Here is an 18,314-nt window from a genome sequence, read left to right as displayed (position 1 = left end):
TTTCACCCGCTCTTTCCGGATAACCGCTGGGCACGGCTTGATCACCGATCAAAAAGGATGAACTGCCAGGCCACAGCGCATTCTGCTCATTTGACAGTGCGCTGAGACCACAGATAGGAAGCAGCTTCCAGAGGTCGAGAGGGTGCAGCGTGTACGAGCCGAACGTGGTCGGGGACTGGCAGGAGTACGACGAGCATGCCGGTCTGCGCGTCCGCGTCCACCGTCTGGAACCGGCCGAGCCGCCCCGCGGCCGGGACGACGCCGCCGAGGGGCTGACGTACTTCTGCCTCCGCGTGACGGTCGAGAACCGCGGCAGCCGTCATCTCGGTGTGCACCTGGAGGACGGCCAGATCGACGTCCGCCTCGGTCCGGACGGGGAGAGCGCCTTCATCGACTGGCGCAACTCGCAGTTCATCGAGGGCTTCGACGTCTACCCGCTGCGCCGGGCCACCGCCGTGCTGTACGCGGCCGGCGCCGAGGCGTCCCTGAGCCTGGTGGACGTCCAGGTGCAGCTGCGCGTCGAGGAGGAGTGGACCGACCGCCGGCTGTGGTCGGGCGGCATCGGCGCGCACGAGGGGGCCGTCGGCGGTCAGCAGGGCGCGGTGCGCGACAGCCTGGCGCACCAGGTGAGCGTCTTCCTGCGGGACCAGGCGGAGGAAGGCACCGCCTGATCCGGCGTCAGGACGTCACGGGGTCAGTGCGGAATGCCGTCGATGATCTCGCGGGCACCCTGGCGCAGCAGGGCCACGGCGACCGAGGTGCCGAGGGTGGCCGGGTCCAGCCGGCCCGCCCACTCGTGGGCGTTGAGCCGCGTCTTGCCGTCCGGGGTGAACACGCAGGCCCGCAGGGACAGTTCGCCACTGCGGTCCACCTGTGCGAACCCGGCGATGGGGCTGTTGCAGTGGCCCTGGAGGACGTGCAGGAACATGCGCTCGGCGGTGGTCTCCCGGTAGGTGTCCGGGTCCCCGAGGCCGCTCACCGCGTCGATCAGCGCGGCGTCGTCCTCACGGCACTGCAGCGCCAGTACACCGGCCCCGATGGGCGGCATCATCGTCTCCGTCGAGAGGACCTCGCTGATCACGTCCGCACGGCCGATGCGCTCCAGGCCGGAGACCGCGAGCAGCAGGGCGTCGGCCTCCCCGGCGGCCAGCTTCGTGAGTCGCTTGTTGGCGTTGCCCCGGAACGGCACGCACTCCAGGTGGGGATGCGTGGCGGCCAGCTGCGCGACGCGGCGCACCGACGAGGTGCCGATCCGCGTCCCGGCCGGCAGCTCGTCCAGGGTGAGCCCGCCCGGGTGGATCAGGGCGTCGCGGATGTCGTCCCGCTTCAGGAACGCGGCGAAGACCGTGCCCGCCGGGAGCGGCCGGTCGGCGGGCACGTCCTTCACACAGTGCACGGCGAGGTCGGCCTCACCGGCCAGCAGTGCCGCGTCGACCTCCTTGGTGAACGCGCCCTTGCCCTCGACCTGGGACAGATCGCCCAGCCACTTGTCACCGGTGGTCTTCACCGGAACGACCTCGGTGCGCACTCCGGGATGGGCGGCGGCCAACTCGGCCCGCACGTGCTCCACCTGGGCGAGGGCCATGGGGGAGTCGCGGGAGACGATGCGAATCAGTTCGGGGACGGACATGCGGACACGATAGACCCTCCCGCGGGGGCGTTCGTGCCGTACCTCCCCGACCGCCGTGCGGAGAACGCCAGTTCGGTGCGAGCGGATCGCCCCGCGGTGTGGCGTTCCCCTCGCGGCGTGCCGGGTCCCGGCGGAAGACGGGCCCGGCCGCAGCCCCGCGGCTCCAGCCGGACGACGGGCGTCAGGCGTACGGGTCGAAGGCGATGCCGGAGGGCTTGGCCTTCGCGAGGTGGTTGGCGAAGTTGCCGTCCTTCAGGCCGAAGTTGGCGCTGCCGAAGTCGTACGACGTGAGCTTGTCGCGCACTCCTGCGGGATAGCCGTTCCAGCCGACCAGCGCCGGGTACTGCCAGGCGCGCTTGTGGTTCTCCGGCGGCTCGTCGTTCGTGTTCGCGGCGCGGAAGCAGTGCGTGCTGATGCCGTCCTTGTGGTACACGATCTTGGCGTGCGTGCCGTCGAAGCGGATCGTGGAGGCCGCGTGCACGGTGAACCCGCCGTGGTTGGACGTCGAGACGTACTTGACCTGGTTGTCCTGCACGAACACCGCGACATGCTCGAAGTCGTGCCGGTGGCCTCCGATGCCGCTGCCGGCCACGGCCTGGTCCTTCTCGAAGTAGAGGGCGTACAGGATGGCGCACCAGCCGTTGTTGCACTTGGAGCGCGCGTAGCCGTTGGTGTTGTCGAGGTCCGTGGCGTCCCGGCAGTTGCCGTTCAGGGCGCCGGTCGGATTGAGCCCGCCGTTCACGGTGCCGTCGGGGCCGATCGCGGGCGTGGAGTAGCAGCCGTCCGTGTCGTAGTCGTAGGCCGGTTGGTACGTCTGCTCCAGCGCGTCCGCGTTGGCGGGCAGTGCCGACGGCGGGGCGGCGTGGGCCGTGGCGGGGACCGCGAGGACGAGGACGGCGGCACCGGCCGCTCCGGTAATCCATCTCCTGCGGTGGCGGGCGAACGGGCGTGACGACACTGCGTCCTCCTTGGTCCGGGCGCAGCCCAACGGCTGTGGGGGAAAGGGACGTTCAGCTTCCAGGTTGAACGCGTCCATGCCAAGAGGGGCGGAGGATCTGAACAGTGAATCGCAGCCCAACACTCGGCCGGCGGCCGTCGTTTCAGACCAGGTCGTCCGGGATGTCCGCCGCCGCGTCCTCGGGTGCCAGGTCGGGCCGCAGCCGCAGCCAGGACGGCTGCCTCAGCAGCCCCTCCCGGGTGCGGGTGCTGTAGCGGACCTCGCCCACCAGGCGGGGCACGACCCAATGCGCCCCCGGAGCGCGCGGGGCGGGGTCGAAGGGGCAGACGTCGGTCGCGGCGGCCCGCAACAGCGCGGCCAGCTCGGCGCGTTCGGCCTCGCTCCAGCCGGTGCCGACGCTGCCGACGTAGCGCAGCCGTCCCGCGGCGCGCTGCCCGACCAGCACCGCGCCCGGCAGGCCGGTGAGTCGACCCTTGCCGGGCTGCCAGCCGCCGACCAGGACGTCCTCGGTGCGCATGTTACGGATCTTGATCCAGGCCCGGGAGCGAATCCCCGGTTCGTACACGGAGTCCAGTCGCTTGCAGACCAGGCCCTCCAGCCCGTGCTCCCGGGTGGCGCGCAGGGCCTCGGCGCCGTGGCCGACGAGCGCCCGCGGGGTCGACCACGAGGGTCCGGCGAGGCCGAGGTCCTCCAGCGTCGTGCGGCGGCGAGCGTAGGGGAGCCGCAGCAGGGAGTGGTTCTCCACATGCATCACGTCGAACAGCACGAGATGGACCGGGACCTCCGCCGCCCGCCGCGCGGCCCTGGCGGGTGCGTGGGCCAGGCCCATCCGGGACTGCAGCAACTGGAAGCTGGCGCGGCCCTCGGCGTCCAGGGCCATGACCTCCCCGTCCAGTACGGCGGCGGTGGCGCCGAGGGCGGTGCCGAGCGGCCGGAGTTCGGGATAGGCGCCGGTGATGTCGTCCCCGGATCGGGCGCGCAGCAGCACACTGCCGTCCCCGGGCAGATAGATCACCACCCGCTGGCCGTCCTGCTTGGTCTCGTAGGCCCACCGCGTGTCCTGCGCGGTGGGTGGCAGGGTGCCGGACGTGGCGAGCATGGGCGGGATCAGCGGCAGTTCCACGGGTGAGGTGTCGACGGACCGGAAGCTTCTCACGCGTGTTCTCCGGCTGTTTCCCCTGAACGGCGCCGCCTGACGGAAGGTGCGGCCGACCGACCGGTTCACCGGCTCCCCGGACCCTCCACGAAGGTGATCGACATCGGGCGCGCGGTCACCCGCGTAGCTGCCTGAGCGCCCGCGCCCGCCGGCACGACCGGCTGATGGCGCCGGCAGCGGGCCTCTGGCGGCTGTGTCGCGAAGGAGTCACCCCGGCGATCGCCGTCCGCGAGGCGCCCGGCCCGCTTCCGCTGATCTGCCAGGGCTGTGCAGAACATCCACCACGGCCCGGTCGCTCCCACCCGCGCCCAGCGGCTCACCGCCGGTGACCACATCGACGCGCACCGGCACGACGACCACCAGATCGCCTGCGCGGGCTCCGGCGCCGGCCCCACCGACGCCGGCACCTGGTTCGCCCCGGGCGCCGGCAGCCCGAAGCGCCGCCGGCTGCCCGCGGTCCTGCGCGGCTGGTCCTCCGCGAGCGCCTTCATCGACGTCTTCCGCCGCTGTTTCGGCTACACGCCCGGCCGCCGCCACCAGCGCTCCCGGGACCCGGTGAACCGACTCGTCTACCGGGCGGTAATAATGCGCGGCAGGCCTTCAGAGGAGGAACCGTGCCCCGGTCCGAACGCTCACCCCTGCTGCTCGCCGGCCTGCTGGCCACCGCGGGCGTCGCCCACTTCGCCACCCCACGCCCGTTCGACGCGACCATCCCGCGCGGCCTGCCCGGTACGCCCAGGGCCTGGACCTATGCGAGCGGCGCCGCCGAGCTCGCACTCGCCGCCGGCCTGGCGCTGCCGCGCACTCGCAAGGCCGCCGCCCTGGCCACGGCGGCCTTCTTCGTCGGGGTGTTCCCGGCCAACGTCAAGATGGCCGCCGACTGGCGCCACCGCCCCACCCCGCAGAAGGCCGCCGCCTTCGGACGCCTGCCCCTGCAGGTGCCCCTCGTACTCTGGGCCCGCGGCGTGGCCCGCAAGGCTGAGGGCAGGTCGTGACCGTGCGCGTGGAGACCGGGGACACGGTCGAGGACTTCGCCCTGCCCGACGAGACGGGGACCGCGCGCAGTCTGTCCGGGCTGCTCGCCGAGGGCCCCGTCGTGCTCTTCTTCTACCCGGCCGCCCTCACCCCGGGCTGCACCGCCCAGGCCTGCCACTTCCGCGACCTCGCGGCCGAGTTCGCCGCCGCCGGAGCGCGCCCCGTCGGCATCAGCGGCGACGCCGTCGAACGGCAGCAGGAGTTCGCCGGACGCCACGGCCTCGGCATGCCGCTGCTGTCCGACGCCGACGGGGCGGTCCGTGAGCGGTTCGGTGTGAAGCGCGGCTTCTCGCTGGCACCCACCAAGCGCACCACGTTCGTCATCGCGCAGGACCGCACCGTCCTCGACGTCGTCCGCAGCGAACTGCGCATGAACGCACACGCCGACCGGGCTCTCGCGGCGCTGCGCGCCCACCGGGCCTGACTACGCCCCGAATGCCCCGTCGCGGTTGATAGAGGGCCGCAAAGGGACAATCCTGGACGACATGGAGGACTCCTCCGCTGCTGCGATCATCGACGCCCGCGGCATTCTGACGGGGTGGAGCGAGGGTGCCCAGCGCCTGACCGGCTACCCGGCCGAGGAGGCCGTGGGCCGGTCCGTGCGGGAACTCCTCGCCGAGGACGTGCCGGCCGAGGCGGTGTCCGCGCGGTCGGGCACCGTCATGGTGCGGCACCGCGACGGCTACCTCGTCGGGATCCGTGTCAGCGCCTGCGCCGTGTCGGGCCCGGACGGGACAACGGGCACCTATGTGATCACCGCCGCGCCACCCGGCCGTGAGGAGACGTCCCTCGCAGGCCGGGCCTTCCAGCAGGCGTCCATGTCGATGTCGGTCTTCGACACCGGCCAGCACTACATGCGGCTCAACGAAGCCGCCTGCCACGTGATGGGCGTGCCCGAGGAGGCCCTGCTCGGCCGGCATTTCCCGGAGACCGTGGGAGAGGCCGAGCACATGCGTGGCTTCAACTGGCATCTCCGGCATGTCGTGGAGACGGGCCGACCGGTGCGTTACGAGAGCTACACCGGTGCGCCGGCCCTGAACCGGGAGCACGCCTGGGTCACCGAGATGTGGCCGGTCCGGGACGCCGCCGGCGCCCTCGTCGGGACCGCCCTGGCGGCGTTCGACAGCACCGAGCAGTACTGGGCCCGGCAGCGGCTGGCCCTCCTCAACGAGGCCGCTGCCGGCATCGGCACCACACTGGACGTGGTCCGCACGGCCGAGGAACTGATCGAAGTCGTGGTGCCCCGGTTCGCGGACTTCGCGAGCGTGGACCTGTTCGACTGGGTGCTCGGCGCGGACGAGCAGCCCTTGGCGCCCGCCGAGAAGATCACCCTCCGGCGGGTCGCGCACGGCTCCGTCACCGAGGGCACCCCCGAGGCGGCCGTGCATCTGGGAGAAGTGGACGTCTACACCGCGTTCTCGCCGATCGCACGAGCCCTGCGGGAAGGACGAGCCGTCCTCAGCCAGGCAGGGGAACCCGCCTTCATGCGCTGGGTCGCCGAGCGCAATTCCCGCGCTCCGGAAGGACGCCCTTACCGCACGGGAGCCCATTCCATGATGGCCGTCCCGCTGCGGGCCCGTGGCACCACACTCGGTGTCGCCGTGGCCGTGCGCGTGGCAAAGCCGGAGGACTATGCCGACGACGACTCCGTGTTCGCCGAGGAGCTCGCCAGCCGGGCCGCGGTCTGCGTCGACAACGCCCGCCGCTTCGCCCGCGAGCGCACCACCGCCCTCGCCCTGCAGCACAGCCTGCTGCCCAGGGGCCTTCCCGGACAGGCCGCCGTCCAGGTGGCCCACCGCTACCTGCCCTCCGGCTCGGCCGCCGGCATCGGCGGCGACTGGTTCGACGTGATCCCGCTGTCCGGCAGCCGCGTCGCACTGGTCGTCGGGGACGTCGTGGGGCACGGGATCCCCTCGACGGCGACCATGGGCCGACTGGTCACCGCCGTCCGCACCCTCGCCGACGTGGACCTGGCGCCGGACGAGCTCCTCACCCACCTCGACGACCTGGTCACCCATCTCGCCTCGGACGACCAGGGCGACGACGTCGCCGAACTCGGCGCCACCTGTCTCTACGCCGTCTACGACCCCGTCACACGCCGTCTGAGCCTGGCCGCCGCCGGGCACCCCGCACCCGCGCTGGTGCTGCCCGACGGGTCCGCCCGGCTGATCCCGATGAGCGCGGGCCCCCCGCTGGGCGTGGGCGGGCTGCCGTTCGAGGCGACGGAGCTCCAGCTGCCCGAAGGCTCGGTCGTCGCCCTCTACACCGACGGACTCGTCGAGGACCGTGACCGCGACGTCGACCATGCCACCGCAGAGCTGTGCCGCGCCCTGACCGTGCCCGCCGACTCGCTGGACGCCCTGTGCGACACCGTACTGAAGGCCGTACTGCCCGAGGAGCCCGGCGACGACGTGGCCCTGCTGCTGGCCCGGACCCGGGCGCTGGGTACCGACCAGGTCGCCACCTGGGACGTGACTCCCGACCCCGCGGAGGTGGCCGCCACCCGGCAGGCCGCCACCGACCAGCTCACCGCGTGGGGCCTCGACGAGACGGCCTTCGTCACCGAACTCGTCGTCAGCGAACTGGTCACCAACGCCATCCGGTACGGCGCCCCGCCCATCCAGCTCCGCCTGATCCGCGACCAGACCCTCATCTGCGAGGTGTCCGACGGCAGTTCCACCTCCCCGCACCTGCGGCGGGCCCACCAGGACGACGAGGGCGGCCGCGGCCTGCTGCTGGTCGCCCAGCTCACCCAGCGCTGGGGCAGCCGGCAGACCACCCGGGGCAAGACCATCTGGTGCGAACAGTCGCTCACGCCGCAGTTCTGACCGGCCCGGCAGCACGGACCGGCCCGGTCGCCGGGAGGCGGCCTTCGCCGCTCACTCAGGCGCCACGGCTGCGTCCGACGCGACCTGGGCGAGTGTCCGGCCCGACATGGCCGAACGGGCGCGACGCGGATCGGGAGCCCCGTGCGCACGGGCCGCACCCCCCGCCCGCTTCACCAGCAGCCAGGCCTCCTCGCCGTCACCGTCCCGGCCGCCGCGGAACCGGGTCAGGGCGTATTCCCCGTGCAGCTTGGAACCGCTGAGCCGGAACGTCGCGTGCCCGCGCTCCAGCGACTGCGCGAAGTCGACGGGCCGGCCCTCGCGGTCGTGGCTCAGCGGCTCGTACGTGCCGTGGTCCCAGACGATCACCGTGCCGCCGCCGTACTCGCCGCGGGGGATCACTCCCTCGAACTCCTCGTACTCCAGCGGATGGTCCTCCGTGGGCACGGCCAGGCGTTTGTCCTTGGGGTCCGCCGAGGGGCCCTTCGGGACGGACCAGGACTTCAGCACGTCGTCCACCTGCAGCCGGAAGTCGAAGTGCATCGTGCTCGCGTCGTGGATCTGCACGACGAACCGGGGTTTGGCGCCGGCCCGCGCTCCACGTCCCCGCGGCTCGCCGGTCCGGTCGAAGTCGCGCTTGCCGCGGTAGTCCCGCAGCCGGTCCCGCTCAGCCACCTGCGGCTCCTTCCTGCCTGGCGCGCCCCGGGTACCCGTCAGAACTCCTCGTGCACCTCGGGGTCGGCGCCGACCCTGCGCTGCGGCCTGTCCGCGACGGCCCGCATCTCGTCCTCGCTCAGCTCGAAGCCGAAGACGTCGAGGTTGGCGCGCTGCCGCTCGGGGTTGGCCGACTTGGGGATCGGCACCGCTCCGAGCTGCGTGTGCCAGCGCAGCACGACCTGCCCAGGCGACACCCCGTGCGCCCCGGCGATCCGCGCGACGGCGGGATCGTCCAGCAGGGGCGTCCCCGGGCGCAGCGGACTCCAGCTCTCGGTGACGATGCCCTTGCCCGCGTGGAAGGCGCGCAGGTCGTCCTGCGGCAGCAGCGGGTGCAGCTCGACCTGGTTGACCGAGGGCAGCACGCCGGTCTCCTTCTCCAGCCGCTCGATGTGCCCGGCCGTGAAGTTGGAGACGCCGATCGAGCGGACGAGCCCCTCCTCGCGCAGCTTGATCATGGCCTTCCAGGAGTCGACGTACCGGTCCACGCGTGGCAGCGGCCAGTGGATCAGGTACAGATCGACGTACTCCAGGCCGAGGCGGGCCCGGGACTCCTCGAAGGAGGCGAGGGTCTCCTCGTAGCCGTGGTGCCGGCCCGGGAGCTTCGTCGTCACGACGATCTCCTCGCGCGGCACGACGCCGGAGGCCACAGCGCGGCCGACCCCCGTCTCGTTGCGGTAGTTCGCCGCCGTGTCGATCAGGCGGTAGCCCGCTTCCAGTGCCGAGAGCACCGCCTGCTGCGCCTCGTCGTCACCCAGGGGCCAGGTGCCCAGCCCCAGGGCGGGGAGCGCCGTACCGTCGTTGAGCGTGTGCGTCGGGATACTGATCACCGTCGGACCTTCCCTTTGGCTGTGAGAGTGCTGTGTCGTCCCTCCAGCGTCACGCACCGGGTGAGCAATGATCAACCGGACGCACGGTGCCCGGTTCCCGGCGGAACCACGTGCTGCCGGTAAGGCGTGGTCGCCCTCGGCGGAGATCGCTGTCACGATCTCCGGGACGGGAACCACGCCCACGACCAGCGGAGTGCTCATGACGACGGATGGCCGGACGACGGACGAGGCCGCGCGGGAGGCCGGGGTGGAGGTGAAACCGGTCGCCGGGTACATCGGTGCGGAGATCGGCGGGGTCGATCTGGCCGCTGACCTCGACGACGCGGTCATCGCCGCGATCAGGGCGGCGGTGCTGCGGTGGAAGGTGGTGTTCTTCCGGGGACAGCGGCTGGACCACGCCGGGCACGTGGCCTTCGCGCGCCGGTTCGGCGAGACCGTGGTGCTGCCCCGGCGGGGCAGGGCCTCGCCCCCGGACTTCCCCGAGATCGAGACGACCGCGGACCGGCTGGAGCTGGGCGGACGGTTCGGGATGGAGCACGACGAGTGGCTGCGGCGCCGCCGCCACACCCTGCTGCGCGGCTGGCACTGCGACCACGGCGCCCGTGTCGACCCGCCGGCCGCGACGATCCTGCGCGCGGAGACCGTACCGCCCTACGGCGGCGACACCACCTGGTCGAACCTGGCGGCGGCGTACGCCGGACTGTCCGCGCCGCTGCGGCAGTTCGTCGACGGACTGCGGGCCGAGCACCGGCTCGGCGTCGGCTACCAGCCACGGCCCGGCGACGACGCCTACCTCCGGCACCTGCTGGACCGGCAGGTCGCCACGGTGCACCCCCTGGTGCGCGTCCACCCGGAGACAGGCGAGCGGATCCTGTACGTCAACGGCTACTACGTAGAGCAGATCGACGGTCTCTCCCGGCCCGAAAGCGGCGCCATCCTGGAGATGCTGCTGGAACAGGCGGTCCGGCCCGAGTACACGGTCCGGTTCCGCTGGGAGCCGGGCAGCGTCGCGTTCTGGGACAACCGCGCCACCATGCACCTCGCGCCCGGCGACACCGCCCATCTCGATCATCCCCGGATCATGCACCGCGTGATGCTCGCCGGGGACGTGCCCGTCGGGGTGGACGGCAGGCCCTCGGAGCCGGTCACCGGGACCACCCCCGGCCGGTGGTGACCCCGGCCCCGGGCGGACGGTCACTCCGCTGGCGTGGGGTGGTCGCGCTGCTTGGCCATGAAGCGCGCCTTCTTCTGACGATTGCCGCACGTGTTCATGTCACACCACCTGCGGGTGCGGCTCCGGCTGGTGTCGAAGAAGGCGGCCCGGCACGTCGGTGAGGCGCACAAGGCCAGTTTCCCGTCTCGCTCGCCGGCGATGATGCCGATCGCGTCGGCGGCGATCACGCCGAGGGCATCTTCCACGCAGGAAGCCGAGCCGAGCCGCCATCGCCGCTCGCCCTCGGGGGTGAGGATCGCCGAGGCCCGGCCCCGAGCGCTGCAGTCATTGATGATCCGGACCGCGGACGCGGGGAGAGGGTCCTGGAGCGCGGCCGCTGTCGCGGCGGCGTGGATCGACTCCCTCAGCTGCCTGGCGACGTCGAGCTGGGCGGTGGTGCAGGAGTCCACGTTGAGGCCGTTCACCCCCAGCCAGTCGACGAGTCGGCGCGGCGTGGGAATGCGCTCCACCGCCTCGCCATGACGCTCCGACAGGGTCCCCGTGAAGCTGGTCGCCAGCACGCTGCCGAGGCGGAAGTCAGGGAACTCACCACGCATGGAACCACCTTAGCCGGTTGCGGCAGGGTTCCGAGACCTGTTAGAACCGTCTTAGCCGGTTCCACAATGGCCTGGAGGTCTCATGCTCCGTCCGAGCAGTGATGTGCGAGCGTTCGAAGCTCACGCGACCGACGCCGACCTCGACGATCTGCGCGCGAGACTGGCCGCCGCGCGGCTGCCGGAGGCCGAGACGGTCCATCGCGCCGCGTCCGGCCCGCGGCGATGGGAACAGGGCGTGCCGCTCGCCGACCTCGTCGATGTCGTCGACCACTGGCGCACCGGATACGACTGGCGGTCCTTCGAGGAACGCCTCGACGAGATCGGCCAGTTCCGCACGGTCATCGATGGTCTGGCGATCCATTTCCTGCACCGCCGGTCCCCGCGTGCGGACGCCACTCCTGTGGTCCTGACGCACGGCTGGCCGGGCAGCATCGCCGAATTCGTCGACGTGGTGGACGAGTTGACCCAGCCGAGTGACGCGGACGCGCCGGCGTTCCACGTCGTGGTCCCGTCGCTGCCGGGCTTCGGTCACAGCGACAAGCCGGCCGCCACCGGGTGGGGAACCGAGAAGATCGCGGCCGCATGGGTGGAACTGATGGAACGGCTCGGCTACAGCAGGTTCGTAGCCCACGGCGGCGACTGGGGAGGCAATATCACCACGGTCCTCGGCGGGAGGTTCCCGGAGCAGGTTCTCGGCATCCACACCACGTTCGCGGAGGGGCCGCCCGGGCTGACGACGGACGGGCTGACATCGCTCGAGCGCGAGTGGGCCGAGGACACCCGCCATTTCTGGCGTCATCGAGCGGCGTACGCGAAGCAGCAGGCGACCCGGCCGCAGACCATCGGCTACTCCCTCGTCGACTCCCCGGTCGGGCTGCTCGCCTGGATCCTCGACAAGTTCGCCGAGTGGTCGGACACCGAGGACAGCCCGTTCGAGACGATCTCCAGGGACCGCGTTCTCGACGACGTCACCCTGTACTGGCTGACGCGGACCGGCGCGTCCGCGGCCCGCATCTACTACGAAAGCCACAACTCACTCGACCCCGAACTGCGGGTCGACGTCCCGTCGGCCATCACCATCTATCCCCGCGACGTCGAGAAGTGCCCGCGCCCCTGGGCGCAGGAGCGGTACCGGCAGATCGTCCGATGGCGTGAGCCCGAGAAGGGGGGCCACTTCCCGTCGCTGGAGGTCCCCGGGTATTTCGTCAAGGACCTGCAAGAGGGCCTCGCGGCGGTGCTGGCCGCCCAGCGGTGAACGCGGTCCTCAACCGCTCCGGGGCCGCCCGCCGGCCCGGAGCATCTGGCTCGCGGCCAGCTCGCGATAGAGGGCACTGCTGACCAGCAAGTCCTCGTGACGTCCGCCGGCCACCGTGCGGCCGTCCCGGAGCAGCACGATGTGGTCGGCGTGCTGCACGGTGGACAGACGGTGGGCGATGACCAGCAGAGCGCACTCCTGGGCGACGTCCTTCATGACGGTGGTGAGCGCCGATTCGTTGATCGCGTCGAGGTGCGAGGTGGGCTCGTCCAGCAGGAGGAGCGCGGGCCGGGCCAGCAACGCGCGCGCGAGGGCGACCCGCTGCCGCTCGCCGCCGGAGAGGTTGCAGCCGTGTTCCCCGATGACGGCGGCCAGGCCTCCGGGCAGCCGGTCGACGACCTCTTCCAGCCGGGCCAGTTCGACGACGCGGCCGATCTCCGCATCCGTGGCGTCGGGCACCGCGTAGGCGATGTTGTCGCGCAGCGTGCCGTGGACCACATGGGTCTTCTGGTCGACCACGGCGATGCCCCGGCGGCAGTGATCTCGTGTGAGTTCGGCCGCCGGCCGCCCGTCGAAGAGCACGGCGCCCGCATCCGGCTCGTAGAACCTCGCGACCAGGGCGAACACCGTGCTCTTGCCGGCTCCGGACGGGCCCACCAGGGCCACGTGCCGGTGCTGCGGGACGGTGAACGACACACCGCGCAGGACCGGCCGCTCCGGGGCGTAGCCGAAGTGGACGTCGCGCAGGGCGAGGACGGGCTGTTCGGCCTGGCCGACCGCACGGGTCCCGGCCGGTCCGGTCGGCTGCGGTGCGGGTGGGCGGTCGGTCGGGTTCCTGGGTGCGGTGGGTTCCACGGGGAGGCGCAGTGCCTCGTCGATGCGCTGGTAGGCGCCCATCCCGCGCTGGACGAGGCCGACCGCGCGGAAGACGGAGGACACCGGCAGGACGAGGTACGAGGCGTACAGCAGGAACGCGACGAGGTCACCGAGGGAACCGGTGTGGCCGCCGACGCGCAGGCCGCCGACGACCAGGACGATGAGAAAGGAACCCTGCACGGCGAGTTCGACGGCGGAGCTCATCACGGAGGCGAGCTTCGCGGTGCGCACCCCCGCGCCGTACGCCCCGTCCACGCGGGCGCCGATGCCGGCCGCCTCCCGCTCCTCGGCCCGGTGCACCCGGACCATCGGCAGGGCGCTCAGGGCGCGTTCGAGATCGGCGGCGACGGCACCGACCGAGCGCTGCATGTGTTCGGAGGCGTTCCTGATGCCCGTGAGCAGTGAGGCGACCACCACGGCCGACGCCGCCACGGTCGCGACGACCAGGAGCAGCAGCAGCGGGTCCAGCCACGCCATGAGGGCGATCGCCCCGGCCGCGACCAGGCTTCCCGTCACGAGGTCGACCAGGGCCTGGGAGACGACCTCGCGCAGCAGGGTGGTGTCGGCGGTCACCCGGGAGATGAGGTCGCCGCTCCGGTGGCGGTCGTACTCCCTCATCTCCAGGCGGAGCAGCCGGCCCACCAGCCCGTGCCGGACCTGGCGTACGACGCCTTCGCCCATCCGTTCCAGAAGGAAACGCCCCGCCGCCCCCGTCGCCGCCTCGACGACGAACAGCGCGCCCAGCAGGGCCAGCAGCGGCCAGATGAGCTGTCCGCGGCCGCTCGCGTCCACGACCTGCTTGGCGACGAGCGGCTGGGCCAGCCCCAGGGCGGATCCGACCAGCGTCAGCACGCCGGCGACGGCGATGGCGCCCCGGTGCCCCGCGGTGAGCCGGTACATCGTGACCACCGCCGCCACGGTGGACTTACCGGCCTCTGCTTCGGAACCGGCCGCGGCATGCGCGGCCCGGCCGCCGTGCGGGACCGTCGCGCCGGTCATCGGTCGGCAGGACCCGACAGCGGGGCGACGGCCACCAGCCGGGCGAAGTAGCCCTCCGGGACTCCTTCGCCGACGGGACGGCCTTCCGCCTCGATCCAGGCGTGCGCCGTGAACGGCGGGGTGACCCGTACGCCGGTGCACCAGGTCGGCCAGGTTCCGCCGAGCCGGCACAGCAGCGCCGCTCCCAGGGACCGTGGCAGGCATCCCTTGGGCCCGGCGCAGCGCAGGCTGACGGCGCACATGGCGTCTCGGGCGTTCTGGGCCTGGCCGGTGCTCGCCGGTGCGGCGCCGCGCCGCAGGACGCCGAGCACCGAGCGGATGTGGCGGGGCGGCAGCAGAGCGAGGACGACGGCGGGGAGCAGGACGAGGCGGGCGGCCGTGCGCCGGACCAGGGGCACACCGGTGGGGCGCTCCAGCGCGCTGGGCGTCGTCATGAGGCGAGCCCCGACGCGCGCAGCTCGTGGACGAGCGTCTGCACGTCCTGGAGGGCTTGCGTCCGGTCGATGTCGAACTCCCGCACCAGGGCGGCGGCCGCGTCCGCCTCCTCCCCGCCGTCCAGCAGCGTCCGCACCACCAAGGTGGCCGTCGGATTCAACTCCCAGTAGGCACCGACCTGTTCGTCGAGCAGAACCGTGCCGTAGTCGGTCTCGGCCGTGGATACGTCGTCGCCGAACCGCAAGGGCATGTGGAGGGCCTTTCTGACGGGTCTGACATGGCTGATGTGTCGTCGTAGGTGTGTCACTCGGGTGCGGTCAGGATTGCGGGACGCGGGTGCGGCCGGAGGCGAGCCCGCGCAGCCACACCTCCGCGGCGATCGTGGAGTAGAGGATGGCGTCGGAGAGCCCCGGCGAGGCCGGCCGCCGGGCCAGACGGCGCAGCTCGGCGCCGTCCACCAGCCCGAGTTCCGCCAGCCGTGAGTCATCCCACAGGGCCAGCAGGTCGCCCCGGTGTTCGCGCAGTCCGTTGGAGTCGTCCATGGAGCCCGTGGCCTTGTTGCTGCGTCGCAGGCACTCCTCGGGCACGATCCCGCGCATCGCGGCGCTCAGGACGGGCTTGTACCGCCAGGGCGTGACGCGCTCGCTCGGGCGTACGGAGAGGAACGCCTCGATGACGCGGTCGTCCAGGAAGGGAGAGGCCATCGGCAGGCCCGCGCGGGCCGCCATCCGGTCCCACTGCCGGATGACGCGGGTGCACGACCGGATCTGCTCCAGGTCGGTGTGCAGCCCGCGGTCCGGATGCAGCGCGGAGGCCGTCGCCGCCGCGTCGAGCAGTGCCCGGCGCGCCATCCGCTCGGCCTCGGGGGTCACCCAGTCGAACAGGCGGGGGGGCATGCCCCAGCCGAGACCCGTCGCCACGGACGGGGGCAGGGGGCCGCGCAGGTCACCGGCGGCGTCGGCGAGCCACCTCCGGTACGGCCGGGAGTCGGCGAGAGCGCGGAGGGTGCCGCCGAGCGGCCATCGCCACAGCGCCCGGAATCCGCGCAACCGGCGCAGGGCGAACAGCGGCCGGGTGCGCATCAGCCGGTGGTAGTACGCCTCGGAGCACCAGGCGACGTGGTCGCCGCCGATGCCGGTCAGGTGCAGCCGGCTGCCGCGTGCGGCGAGGCCGGGCAGGTGGTGCAGCACCCGGGAACGGTCCATGACGCCGATGGTGGGTTCGTCGAGGAGGTCGTCGATGCCCAGGAGGTCCTCGTAGACCAGCGGCGAGGCGTCGGCGTCCCAGACCACGTGCTCGACGTCCGGCAGGTACCCCATCGCCTTCTCGGCCCAGACCAGGTCGGTGTCCGCGGGATCCCGTCCGGGCCACGTACTGGCCACCACGCGGGCGGGGGAGCGGTCGGCGAGGAAGCAGACGGAGGTCGAGTCCAGGCCACCGGACAGATCGCAGCTCACCACGCCGCCCTGACGGGTCCGCACGCCGACGGCCTCCTCCAGGGCCGTCCGGATCACGGGAGCCGCGTCGGCGAGCGGCCGCACCGGCTCCGGCGGCGTCCACCACCGGGTGTGCCGTACGGTGTGGCCGTCCGCGGCGACGAGCACGGCGTCCTGTGGGGGAACGGCGGTGACCGCCCGCCACATCGAGGTCTCGAACAGCGGGTACGGGGCGGGCCACAGCAGCCGTACGGCCAGTTCCTCCACGGCGGGCTCCGCGGAGAGGAGGCCGGCCAGGGTGTCGGCGCGGGTCGCGGCCACGCGCACGCCGTCGATCTCCGCGTGGAAGACGAGCCGCAGTCCGGATGCCGTGCCCTGCACTCTGATCCGGCCGTCGAGGGCGGCGACGAGGTGGAAACTGCCGGGGAGGGACCGGGCCAGCGCGTCGAGTTCCGCGAGATCGCGCAATCGTGCGGCCCGGCGCCGCAGTGCGTCGGTGTCGATGGGGCAGCGGCCGACGACGGCCAGAGCGGCGCTGCCGACGCTCGCCGTGACGATGTCGTCGTCGTGCCAGTGGCCGACCAGCCAGGGCCGGCCCGACGTGTGGGCGAGGGTCCGGCTGCCGGGGCGGGCGAAGGAGCGGGCCACGGCGGCCGCGTCCGCGCGGTCCGTGAAGACCGCGAAGTGCGCGTCGCCGGGGCCCGTCCCCGCACTTTCGTGCAGATCAGTCATGACGTCGGGTCAAGGACCGTCGATCGTCAGTTCTTGCTCAGGATCAGCCGGTCGCGACCGGAGCGCTGGAGGAGCCCCGTCTCCTTCCGGAACGTACCGAGCCGGACGAGCGTCGGCGCCTCGTATGCCTTCTTCATGACCACTCCTCACGTGCAGGTGCACCGACCGCCTCCCTGACCGGCGGCCCCGGGGACAGGCCCCGGTGCCGCCGGTCGGCGCCGGGCTCATCGGGAACCCGGGCCGGAAAGCGGACGCGACACCAGCTAGCTGCAGAGCGTGAGGAGAAGGCAAGGGCCTCTGCGAAGCTCGGATCATATGAAAAATCCGAATCAATCGGGTGGTGCGCCGGGTCGCGTTCAGCCGAATCGAGCGCCGCCCGATGTGGAGGGCCGGGCGCGGGAAGATCCGCGAGAACGTTCTGACATGCGCCTCCGGCAGATGCTCGCGGCACCTGCCGGCGGCTGCCGCGACGGCGCGAGTGGGCGCCGCCGGGGCGCATTCAGAGCCCGGACCGTGCTCCCCTCAACTTTCACGTTCCCGAATCGGCTCGGACATCACCAGCCGCTTCGCCGAGGACGGACGACCTAGGTGCCCGGGTGCCATCCCAGTGCCGGGCCCAGCCGGGTCGCCATGTCGGTGAGGATCTGCACGTAGTCCTCGTGCTCGAAGGAGAACGGCAGGGCGAACGCCACCTCGTCCACCTCCTGGAACGCGGCGTGCGCCTGCAGCCGTTCGGCGATCTCGGCCGAGGTGCCCACCAGGTCCGGCGCGAACAGCAGCCGCGCCGGGCCCTGCGGTGCAGCCGTGCGGGGAGTGCGCCGGGCGGCGTACTCCTCGTACCGGGCACGCTGGGCGGCCGAGGCGGAGTCCGTGGGGATGACGACCAGGCCCTGCGAGACGCGGGCGGCCTCGCCATCGGGATGGGCGGCCCGGAAGGCGCGGATCTGCGCGAGCTGGATCTCCGCGAAGTCGTAGGGGCCCTCGGGCTCTTCGGCCTTCACGACGCTGCTGGTGAGGAGGTTCATGCCGTGCTCGCCGGCCCACCGGGCCGACCGCAGGCTGCCGCCGCCGTACCACAGGCGGCGGCCCAGGCCGGGGGAGTGCGGCTCCACCCGGTCGGAGAAGACCTCGAAGCTCTCGACGCCGCTGAAGTCCGTCGCCGGCTCGCCCCGTACGAAGCCCAGCAGCCGCTCCACCCTCCCGTAGCCGAAGTCCTCGGCGTCGGCCGTGTCCGGGTAGAGCGCGCCCTTGACCTGGTCGAAATGCAGGGGCGGGCCCACGCTCACGCCCGGGTTGAGGCGTCCGCCCGAGAGCAGGTCGACGGTGGCCAGGTCCTCGGCCAGCCGTAGCGGGTTCTCCCACCCGAGCGGGATCACCGCCGTGCCCAGCTCGATACGGCGCGTGCGCTGGGACGCCGCCGACAGGACGGCGACGGGGGAGGAGATGCCGTGCTGCAGATGCCGGTGCCGCACCCACGCGCTGTCGAAGCCGAGCCGCTCACCCAGCTCGATGATCTCCAGGGTGGACTCGTGGCCCGGGCGCGGGTCCGCCGGGTCGAACAGCCCGATGGTCAGGAAACCCAGCTTGCGCAGCGGTCGTGGGGTCGGCGGCATGAGCCCTCCTTCATTGAACCTTCAAAGGCGTATGTCGGTGCCAACTCCGC

The 18,314-nt window shown here is 72.4% G+C and carries 18 protein-coding genes and 1 pseudogene; 7 read left to right on the top strand and 12 right to left on the bottom strand.

Features of this window, described 5'->3' with window-relative positions:
• Positions 1-149: 149 nt before the first annotated feature.
• The gene (locus ADK65_RS24280) at positions 150-671 is read left to right on the top strand and encodes a hypothetical protein (protein WP_053672519.1); all 522 of its coding nucleotides are present in this window, start codon (positions 150-152) and stop codon (positions 669-671) included.
• Between the two features lie 23 nt (positions 672-694).
• On the opposite strand, the gene hemC is transcribed toward ADK65_RS24280, so the two are convergent.
• The 3 genes from hemC to ligD all read right to left on the bottom strand — a co-directional run bounded on the left by hemC (position 695) and on the right by ligD (position 3,711).
• Positions 695-1,630 carry a hydroxymethylbilane synthase gene (hemC, locus tag ADK65_RS24275; RefSeq protein WP_053672517.1) on the bottom strand — a complete coding sequence of 312 codons (936 nt, stop codon included), beginning with the start codon at positions 1,628-1,630 and terminating at the stop codon, positions 695-697.
• A gap of 181 nt (positions 1,631-1,811) precedes the next feature.
• Complete coding sequence (locus ADK65_RS24270) at positions 1,812-2,588, bottom strand: NPP1 family protein (RefSeq protein ID WP_053672515.1); 777 nt, start codon at positions 2,586-2,588, stop codon at positions 1,812-1,814.
• A gap of 142 nt (positions 2,589-2,730) precedes the next feature.
• Positions 2,731-3,711: a non-homologous end-joining DNA ligase gene (gene ligD / locus ADK65_RS24265; RefSeq protein ID WP_053672544.1), complete on the bottom strand. Its 981-nt coding sequence runs from the start codon at positions 3,709-3,711 to the stop codon at positions 2,731-2,733.
• Positions 3,712-4,011: 300 nt separating this feature from the next.
• Here ligD and ADK65_RS39980 point away from each other — a divergent pair.
• From ADK65_RS39980 to ADK65_RS24245, 4 genes and pseudogenes are all read left to right on the top strand, one after another.
• Positions 4,012-4,167, top strand: a pseudogene (locus tag ADK65_RS39980) (AraC family transcriptional regulator); the annotation flags it as partial.
• 191 nt (positions 4,168-4,358) lie between these two features.
• Positions 4,359-4,739, top strand: a complete 381-nt coding sequence (locus ADK65_RS24255; protein ID WP_053672511.1) for a DoxX family protein — start codon at positions 4,359-4,361, stop codon at positions 4,737-4,739.
• A complete protein-coding gene (locus ADK65_RS24250) occupies positions 4,736-5,203 on the top strand; it encodes a peroxiredoxin (RefSeq protein ID WP_053672509.1) in 468 nt (155 codons plus the stop codon). Before ADK65_RS24255 ends, ADK65_RS24250 begins: the two co-directional genes overlap by 4 nt.
• 61 nt (positions 5,204-5,264) lie before the next feature.
• Positions 5,265-7,607: an ATP-binding SpoIIE family protein phosphatase gene (locus ADK65_RS24245; protein ID WP_053672507.1), complete on the top strand. Its 2,343-nt coding sequence runs from the start codon at positions 5,265-5,267 to the stop codon at positions 7,605-7,607.
• Between the two features lie 51 nt (positions 7,608-7,658).
• Here ADK65_RS24245 and ADK65_RS24240 read toward each other — a convergent pair whose 3' ends face one another.
• A complete protein-coding gene (locus ADK65_RS24240) occupies positions 7,659-8,279 on the bottom strand; it encodes a DNA polymerase ligase N-terminal domain-containing protein (protein WP_053672504.1) in 621 nt (206 codons plus the stop codon).
• Between the two features lie 38 nt (positions 8,280-8,317).
• A complete protein-coding gene (locus ADK65_RS24235; RefSeq protein WP_053672502.1) occupies positions 8,318-9,148 on the bottom strand; it encodes an aldo/keto reductase in 831 nt (276 codons plus the stop codon).
• 199 nt (positions 9,149-9,347) lie between these two features.
• Between ADK65_RS24235 and ADK65_RS24230 the strand changes: the two genes are divergently transcribed.
• Complete coding sequence (locus ADK65_RS24230) at positions 9,348-10,322, top strand: TauD/TfdA dioxygenase family protein (protein ID WP_053672500.1); 975 nt, start codon at positions 9,348-9,350, stop codon at positions 10,320-10,322.
• Positions 10,323-10,342: 20 nt separating this feature from the next.
• Here ADK65_RS24230 and ADK65_RS24225 read toward each other — a convergent pair whose 3' ends face one another.
• Positions 10,343-10,918 carry a CGNR zinc finger domain-containing protein gene (locus ADK65_RS24225; RefSeq protein WP_053672498.1) on the bottom strand — a complete coding sequence of 192 codons (576 nt, stop codon included), beginning with the start codon at positions 10,916-10,918 and terminating at the stop codon, positions 10,343-10,345.
• A gap of 82 nt (positions 10,919-11,000) precedes the next feature.
• Here ADK65_RS24225 and ADK65_RS24220 point away from each other — a divergent pair, with 82 nt between their 5' ends.
• Positions 11,001-12,173, top strand: a complete 1,173-nt coding sequence (locus ADK65_RS24220) for an epoxide hydrolase family protein (RefSeq protein WP_053672496.1) — start codon at positions 11,001-11,003, stop codon at positions 12,171-12,173.
• Positions 12,174-12,182: 9 nt separating this feature from the next.
• Here ADK65_RS24220 and ADK65_RS24215 read toward each other — a convergent pair whose 3' ends face one another.
• The 6 genes from ADK65_RS24215 to ADK65_RS24195 all read right to left on the bottom strand — a co-directional run bounded on the left by ADK65_RS24215 (position 12,183) and on the right by ADK65_RS24195 (position 18,264).
• Entirely contained in the window at positions 12,183-14,048 is a 1,866-nt protein-coding gene (locus ADK65_RS24215; RefSeq protein WP_053672494.1) for an ABC transporter ATP-binding protein, read from the bottom strand.
• Positions 14,045-14,482: a lasso peptide biosynthesis B2 protein gene (locus tag ADK65_RS24210; RefSeq protein WP_053672492.1), complete on the bottom strand. Its 438-nt coding sequence runs from the start codon at positions 14,480-14,482 to the stop codon at positions 14,045-14,047. The genes ADK65_RS24215 and ADK65_RS24210 overlap by 4 nt, the downstream gene beginning before the upstream one ends.
• The gene (locus ADK65_RS24205) at positions 14,479-14,733 is read right to left on the bottom strand and encodes a lasso peptide biosynthesis PqqD family chaperone (RefSeq protein ID WP_053672490.1); all 255 of its coding nucleotides are present in this window, start codon (positions 14,731-14,733) and stop codon (positions 14,479-14,481) included. Before ADK65_RS24205 ends, ADK65_RS24210 begins: the two co-directional genes overlap by 4 nt.
• A 67-nt stretch (positions 14,734-14,800) precedes the next feature.
• A complete protein-coding gene (locus tag ADK65_RS24200) occupies positions 14,801-16,651 on the bottom strand; it encodes a lasso peptide isopeptide bond-forming cyclase (RefSeq protein ID WP_053672488.1) in 1,851 nt (616 codons plus the stop codon).
• A gap of 26 nt (positions 16,652-16,677) precedes the next feature.
• A complete protein-coding gene (locus ADK65_RS38180; RefSeq protein ID WP_107092374.1) occupies positions 16,678-16,788 on the bottom strand; it encodes a keywimysin-related RiPP in 111 nt (36 codons plus the stop codon).
• Between the two features lie 447 nt (positions 16,789-17,235).
• Positions 17,236-18,264 (bottom strand): LLM class flavin-dependent oxidoreductase, encoded by a 1,029-nt coding sequence (locus ADK65_RS24195; protein ID WP_053672487.1) that lies wholly within the window; start codon positions 18,262-18,264, stop codon positions 17,236-17,238.
• Positions 18,265-18,314: the final 50 nt, after the last annotated feature.

Origin of the sequence: Streptomyces sp. NRRL B-1140 (genome assembly GCF_001280065.1) — a bacterium.
GTDB lineage: Bacteria > Actinomycetota > Actinomycetes > Streptomycetales > Streptomycetaceae > Streptomyces.
This window is presented reverse-complemented; position numbering and strand designations above follow the sequence as displayed.

Excerpts from the sequence above, each read along its gene's own strand:
- hemC (WP_053672517.1), bottom strand. The coding sequence starts at position 1,630 with ATGTCCGTCCCCGAACTGATTCGCATCGTCTCCCGCGACTCCCCCATG.
- ADK65_RS24245 (WP_053672507.1), top strand. The coding sequence starts at position 5,265 with ATGGAGGACTCCTCCGCTGCTGCGATCATCGACGCCCGCGGCATTCTG.
- ADK65_RS24230 (WP_053672500.1), top strand. The coding sequence starts at position 9,348 with ATGACGACGGATGGCCGGACGACGGACGAGGCCGCGCGGGAGGCCGGG.
- ADK65_RS24225 (WP_053672498.1), bottom strand. The coding sequence starts at position 10,918 with ATGCGTGGTGAGTTCCCTGACTTCCGCCTCGGCAGCGTGCTGGCGACC.
- ADK65_RS24220 (WP_053672496.1), top strand. The coding sequence starts at position 11,001 with ATGCTCCGTCCGAGCAGTGATGTGCGAGCGTTCGAAGCTCACGCGACC.
- ADK65_RS24215 (WP_053672494.1), bottom strand. The coding sequence starts at position 14,048 with ATGACCGGCGCGACGGTCCCGCACGGCGGCCGGGCCGCGCATGCCGCG.
- ADK65_RS24210 (WP_053672492.1), bottom strand. The coding sequence starts at position 14,482 with ATGACGACGCCCAGCGCGCTGGAGCGCCCCACCGGTGTGCCCCTGGTC.
- ADK65_RS24205 (WP_053672490.1), bottom strand. The coding sequence starts at position 14,733 with ATGCCCTTGCGGTTCGGCGACGACGTATCCACGGCCGAGACCGACTAC.
- ADK65_RS24200 (WP_053672488.1), bottom strand. The coding sequence starts at position 16,651 with ATGACTGATCTGCACGAAAGTGCGGGGACGGGCCCCGGCGACGCGCAC.
- ADK65_RS38180 (WP_107092374.1), bottom strand. The coding sequence starts at position 16,788 with ATGAAGAAGGCATACGAGGCGCCGACGCTCGTCCGGCTCGGTACGTTC.
- ADK65_RS24195 (WP_053672487.1), bottom strand. The coding sequence starts at position 18,264 with ATGCCGCCGACCCCACGACCGCTGCGCAAGCTGGGTTTCCTGACCATC.